Source organism: Hypericibacter sp., from assembly GCF_050729195.1.
Taxonomy (GTDB): Bacteria; Pseudomonadota; Alphaproteobacteria; order Dongiales; family Dongiaceae; genus Hypericibacter.
In genome coordinates this window covers 1-5,936 of sequence record NZ_JBOHKS010000315.1, presented here as the reverse complement: position 1 = coordinate 5,936, position 5,936 = coordinate 1, and the positions used below count along the sequence as shown (strand labels likewise).

The following is a 5,936-nucleotide window of genomic DNA, read 5'->3' as shown; positions in this document are numbered from 1 at the left end:
ACATGGCGATGAGCCGCAGATCCTCGCGCAGATGGCGCTGCGCATCGAGCGCCAGCGCCATGCCGAGATCGGCATCGAGGCTGCGCTCATGGAACTCGTCGAACAGCACCGCCGCCACGCCCTCGAGCCCCGGATCGGCGAGGATGCGCCGCGCGAACAATCCCTCGGTCAGGAACTCGATGCGCGTGCGTGGACCCACCGCCGCCTGCAGCCGGACGCGGAATCCGACGGTGTCGCCGATGGATTCGCCGCGCTCCTGCGCGATGCGACGCGCGGCCGCGCGCGCCGCGAGGCGCCGCGGCTCCAGCACCAGGAGCTTGCCGCCCTGCGCCCAGGGCTCGTCGAGCAAGGCCGGCGGCACGCGCGTGGTCTTGCCGGCGCCGGGCGGCGCCACCAGCACCGCATTGGGCGAGCGCGCGAGCGTTCGTTTGAGCTCCGGCAGTACGTCGTCGACCGGCAGCTTGATCATGAGGGTGATGTCATCGCGGCTGATCGAAATAGCGGCTGGGCGTGACACCCAGGCTGCGCCGAAACATGGCGGTGAAGGCGCTGGGACTTTCATAGCCCAGATCGAGCGCCACCGTCGTGACCGGCTCACCGGCCCCCAGCCGCGCCAGCGCCTCGATCAGCCGCGCCTGCTGGCGCCAGGCGCCGAAGCTCATGCCGGTCTCGCGCTGGAACAGCCGCGCCAACGTGCGCCCGCTGGCGCCGGCGCTGCGGCCCCATGCCTCGAGCGCGCGGCCATCCTCGGGATGGCGCAGCAGCGTCTCGCAGATCTTTGCCAATCGCGGCTCGGCCGGCATCGGCAGATGGAGCGGCAGCGCCGGCAGCACGCGGATCTCGTCGAGGATGAGGGCAATCAAGCGACCGGCAGCGCCCTCGGTGTCATAGAGACGCGGCAGCTCCATCGCGCGCAGGATCATCTCGCGCAGCAGCGGCGATACCGACAGCACGCGGCATTGCTGCGGCATCGAGCCGGCGGCCGCGGGCTCGACATAGAGCGTGCGCATCGAGACCGCCCCGGTCATGCGGATCGCATGATCGGTCGCGGGCGGAACCCAGAGGGCGCGATGCGGCGGCACCACCCAGGACCCTTCCGGCGCCGTCACCGTCATCACGCCGGTGACCGCATGCAGCAATTGCGCACGGCGATGACGATGCGCGGGAACCACCTCGCCGGCGCGATAGGAGTCCGCCCAGGCGACGACGTCTCGCGGCGTGTCGCCCAGCAGATCGGGGTCCGCGTGAGCGGGCCGTTTTGTCCGTTTCTCGATAGTGACTGACATGATAGCGAGAGTAGGACAAGGGGCCCACGCCTACAATCCCTGTCCTGCCGACCTGCCTCGCCTTGGGAGCCCCCTAGCCGCCATGCGCCGTTCCGATCCGACCATCGGCTTCATCAATCTGGGCCATGTGCTGGTCCATCTCTTCATGCTGATCTTCCCGACCGCCGTGCTGGCGCTGGAGCGGGACTGGAACACGCCTTACAGCCAGCTGCTCGGCCTCTCGCTCGGCGGGCTCGTCGCCTATGGCGGCGGCTCGCTGCCGGCCGGCTGGCTCGGCGACCGCTGGAGCCGGCGCGGCATGATGGTGATCTTCTTCTTCGGCACCGGTGTCGCCGCCATCGCCACCGGCTTCGCGCAAGGGCCCACCGGCATCTTCGTCGGCCTCACCGCCATCGGCCTGTTCGCCTCGATCTATCATCCGGTCGGAATCGCGCTCCTGGTGCGCAACCAGGCCAAGGTCGGGCGCACGCTCGGCATCAATGGCGTGTTCGGCAATTTCGGCATCGCCAGTGCCGCCCTCATCACCGGCGCGCTCTGCGATTGGGTCGGCTGGCGCGCGGCCTTCTTCCTGCCCGGCGCCATCGCCATCATCGCCGGGTTCTTCTTCCTCATGACGGTGCGCGCGACGACCGAAGCGCCCTTGACCGAGACGCGGCCGGCCGGTGCCCTGCCACGCCGCCTGTTGTTGCGGGTCGGGCTGGTGCTGTTCGTCGCCACCATATGCGACAGCGTCATCTTCAACGCCACCACCATCGCCATGCCGAAGGTGTTCGCCGAGCATCTGGCGGCCTTCACCGATTCGACGCTCGGGATCGGCGCTCTCCTCTCGATCGTCTATGTCGTGGCGGCGATGGCCCAGCTCCTGGTGGGGCAGCTGATCGACAAGCGCGGCGTGGGCCGCGTGTTCCTGCCGGTGGCGGCCCTGCAGGTACCGCTGCTGATCGTCGCCAGCATGAGTCCCGGCATCGGCATCCTGCCGATCGCGGTCGCGCTGATGTTCTCGGTCTTCGGCCTGATCCCGATCCTCGACGCGATGGTGGCGGTCATCGTCGACGAGCGCTGGCGCGCGCGGGTCTATGCCATGGGCTATGTTCTCTCCTTCGGCGCCAGCCCACTGGCCGTGCCCCTGATCGCCTACACCCATGATGCGGCGGGCGGGTTCTCGACCCTGTTCCTCGCGCTCGCCGCGATCGGCATGGGCACGGTCGCGTCGGCCCTGTTTTTGCCGCAAAGGGCGCTCGTCCGGGCCTGAGCGCAACGGCGGAAAAGCCCCAGATTCCACAGGCCCGGACTAGCGCCGCAGCGCCTGCTGCGCCATCCTGCTCTCCATGGATGGCAGCCATCTGAAATTGGCTCAACTGAGGGGCGTTCGTCGCCCTATCTTCAGACATGGGTGCGCCGCTTGCGCGTCCTCTCGCCCTGGCGTCACCGCCTCCCCGCCGCTGTCTTCCGAACTGAATTCCGGTTCATGATTCGCGTCCGGCCTTCCTCGCCCATGACCACGCCGCTGATCGTCGCTTGCGCGCTGTTCATGGAGAACCTCGATTCGACGGTGGTGTCGACGGCCCTCCCCACCATCGCGAAGGCCTTCAACGAGAATCCGATCCATCTCAATCTCGCCATCACCTCTTATCTGCTGAGCCTCGCGGTCTTCATCCCGGTCAGCGGCTGGGTCGCCGACCGCTATGGCGCGCGTCACGTCTTCCGCATCGCCATCGTCGTCTTCACTCTGGCCTCGATCCTCTGCGGCCTCAGCAACTCGCTGGCCGAGTTCGTCGCCGCGCGCATCCTGCAGGGCATGGGCGGCGCCATGATGGTGCCGGTCGGGCGGCTCGTGGTGTTGCGCGCCGTCAGCAAGACGCAGCTCGTCAGCGCCATGGCCTATCTGACCGTGCCGGCGCTGATCGGGCCGGTGATCGGCCCGCCCGTCGGCGGCTTCATCGTCACCTATTTCTCCTGGCGCTGGATCTTCTGGCTCAACCTGCCGATCGGCATATTGGGCATCGTGCTGGCGACGCTCTTCATCGCCGATGCGCGCGAGCCCAAGACGCCGCCGCTCGATCTGCTGGGCTTCATTCTCAGCGGCGTCGGCCTTTCGGGCCTCGTCTTCGCCTTCGAGACCATGGGCCGCGGCATCCTGCCGGGCTGGATGGTCACAGTGATGCTGATCGCGGGCCTGACCGCCATGACGCTCTATGTCCGCCATGCGCGCCGGGTCGCCCATCCCGTGATCGATCTGAGCCTGCTGCGCGTCCCGACCTTCCGAACCAACATCCTGGGCGGCACGCTGTTTCGCATCGGCATCGGCGCCCTGCCCTTCCTGATGCCCTTGATGCTGCAGCTCGCCTTCGGCCTGACGCCGCTCAATTCCGGCCTGCTGACCTTTGCCGCCGCCGCCGGCGCGCTCTTCATGAAACTGACCGCGGCCCCGATCCTGCGTCGCTTCGGTTTCAAGCGCACCATGATCGCCAACGCGCTCATCAGTGCCGCCTTCCTCGCCAGCTATTCCTTCTTCGAGCCCAGCACGCCCGGCTGGGTCATCCTGGCGCTTCTGCTGTCGGGCGGCTTCTTCCGCTCGCTGCAATTCACCGCGCTCAACACCATCGCCTATGCCGACATGCCGCCCGAGAAGATGAGCCTCGCCACCAGCTTCGCCAGCATGGCGCAGCAGCTCTCCGTCAGCATCGGCGTCGGTGTCGGCGCCTTGGCGCTCCATGTCTCGATCTATTTCCATGGCGGCCATCTCACAGCCGAATCTTTCGCCTCGGCCTTCTATGTGATCGCGCTCTGCGCCGCCGCCTCAGCCCTGACCTTCATCGGGCTCCCCGCCAATGCCGGCGACGAGGTCAGCGGCCATGCCCGCCGACCGATGCCTCAACCGGTGCTGGCACCGAAGGATTCCTGAGACTTATCAACAGGAAACCGGTCCAGGGCTTGTGTCCGGCGGCCCTCCTCCCTGACAATCGCCAAAGTCCCGGGCCGGCTTCCGGCCGGACCTGACGTCAACGAACAAGAACACCAGATCGATGCCGGCCAATCGCAATCTCTTCGCCATCCTCGCGCGCAACTTCCCGAGGGATCCGGGAGCACCGCTGTTGGAATCCGCGGACGGCTCCATCCGCAGCTATGCCGAGATCCTCGATCTGAGTGCCCGCATCGGCCGCGCGCTCCTCGCCGCCGGGGCCGCGCCCGGCGAGCGCGTCATGGTCCAGGTCGAGAAGACGCCCGAGGCCCTGGCGCTTTATCTCGCGGCCTTGCGCATCGGGGCGATCTATCTGCCGCTCAACACCGGCTATCGCCGCGACGAGGTCGAGTATTTCCTGACCGACGCCGCGCCCAAGGTCGTGGTGGTGACGCCGGGTTCGCCGCTCGCCGACGAATCGCTGGTGAAGGATCACGGCGCGCGCCTCCTCACGCTCGACGCCGAGGGCCGCGGCAGCCTGATGGATTCCGCCTCGCGCCAACCGGCCGAGCTCGACGATTTCGTCTGCGACGACGATACGATCGCGGCGATCCTCTATACCAGCGGCACCACGGGCAAGCCCAAGGGCGCCATGCTGAGCCATGGCAATCTCTCCTCGAACGCTGCCGCCCTGCATGAGATCTGGCGCTTCGATCCGCGCGACCGGCTGCTGCATGCGCTGCCGATCTTCCACACCCATGGGCTCTTCGTCGCGCTCAACACCACGCTGATGAACGGCACCAGCATGATCTTCCTGCCGCGCTTCGACGCGGCCGAGATCGTCCGCCTCCTGCCACGCGCGACCGTCATGATGGGGGTTCCGACTTTCTATACGCGGCTTCTGGCCACGCCCGAATTCACCCGAGATTGCTGCCGCCAGATCCGGCTCTTCATCTCAGGCTCGGCGCCGCTCACGGTCGAGACCTTCAACGCCTTCAAGGAGCGGACCGGCCACACCATCCTCGAGCGCTACGGGATGACCGAGGCCAACATGATCACGTCCAATCCTTACTTGCGCGATCGTGTCGCGGGGAGCGTCGGCTTCCCGCTGCCGGGCGTGAGCTTGCGCATCGCCGACGATGAGGGTCATGCGCTGAAGCCGGGCGAGGTCGGGGACATCGAGGTCAAGGGCCCCAACATCTTCCATGGCTATTGGCGCAATCCGGAGAAGACCAAGTCCGAGTTCCGTGCCGACGGCTTCTTCATCACCGGCGACGTCGGCCGCATCGACGAGCGCGGCTATGTCCATATCGTCGGCCGCTCCAAGGACCTGATCATCTCCGGTGGCTTCAATGTCTATCCCAAGGAAGTGGAGACGGTGATCGACGCGCTGCCGGGTGTCGCCGAATCGGCGGTGATCGGCGTGCCCCATGCCGATTTCGGCGAGGCCGTCGTGGCGGTGGTGGTGGCCAAGCCTCATGCGGCACTGGCCGAACGCCAGATCGCCGACGCGACCCGCGAGCATCTGGCCGCTTACAAGACGCCCAAGGCGGTGTTCCTGGTGAAGGAGCTGCCGCGCAACACCATGGGCAAGGTCGAGAAGGCCAAGCTGCGTGACACCTACAAGACGACCTTCGCGCAAGCAAGGGCGGTGCCGTGACGGTGCCATCAATTTGCCCCGGAAACCGGGGTAAGAATCCGGTCGCGCATCGTTAGAGTGGCGCGAAGGGCCCCGCCGGCGGGCCCCT

4 protein-coding genes and 1 pseudogene are annotated in these 5,936 nt (G+C 67.2%); 3 read left to right on the top strand and 2 right to left on the bottom strand.

Translation table 11 applies throughout. The annotated features are described in order from the left end of the window. Both ACREE8_RS25760 and ACREE8_RS25755 read right to left on the bottom strand, forming a co-directional pair. Positions 1-469, bottom strand: a pseudogene (locus ACREE8_RS25760) (ATP-dependent helicase HrpB); the annotation flags it as partial. A 10-nt stretch (positions 470-479) separates the two neighbouring features. Further along, a complete protein-coding gene (locus ACREE8_RS25755; RefSeq protein WP_431575885.1) occupies positions 480-1,286 on the bottom strand; it encodes an AraC family transcriptional regulator in 807 nt (268 codons plus the stop codon). Between the two features lie 82 nt (positions 1,287-1,368). Between ACREE8_RS25755 and ACREE8_RS25750 the strand changes: the two genes are divergently transcribed. The 3 genes from ACREE8_RS25750 (at position 1,369) to ACREE8_RS25740 (ending at position 5,848) form a co-directional block, all read left to right on the top strand. Next, entirely contained in the window at positions 1,369-2,538 is a 1,170-nt protein-coding gene (locus ACREE8_RS25750) for an MFS transporter (RefSeq protein ID WP_431575884.1), read from the top strand. A gap of 216 nt (positions 2,539-2,754) precedes the next feature. Then, positions 2,755-4,191 carry a DHA2 family efflux MFS transporter permease subunit gene (locus ACREE8_RS25745; protein WP_431575883.1) on the top strand — a complete coding sequence of 479 codons (1,437 nt, stop codon included), beginning with the start codon at positions 2,755-2,757 and terminating at the stop codon, positions 4,189-4,191. Between the two features lie 121 nt (positions 4,192-4,312). Beyond that, the gene (locus ACREE8_RS25740; RefSeq protein WP_431575882.1) at positions 4,313-5,848 is read left to right on the top strand and encodes an AMP-binding protein; all 1,536 of its coding nucleotides are present in this window, start codon (positions 4,313-4,315) and stop codon (positions 5,846-5,848) included. Positions 5,849-5,936: the final 88 nt, after the last annotated feature.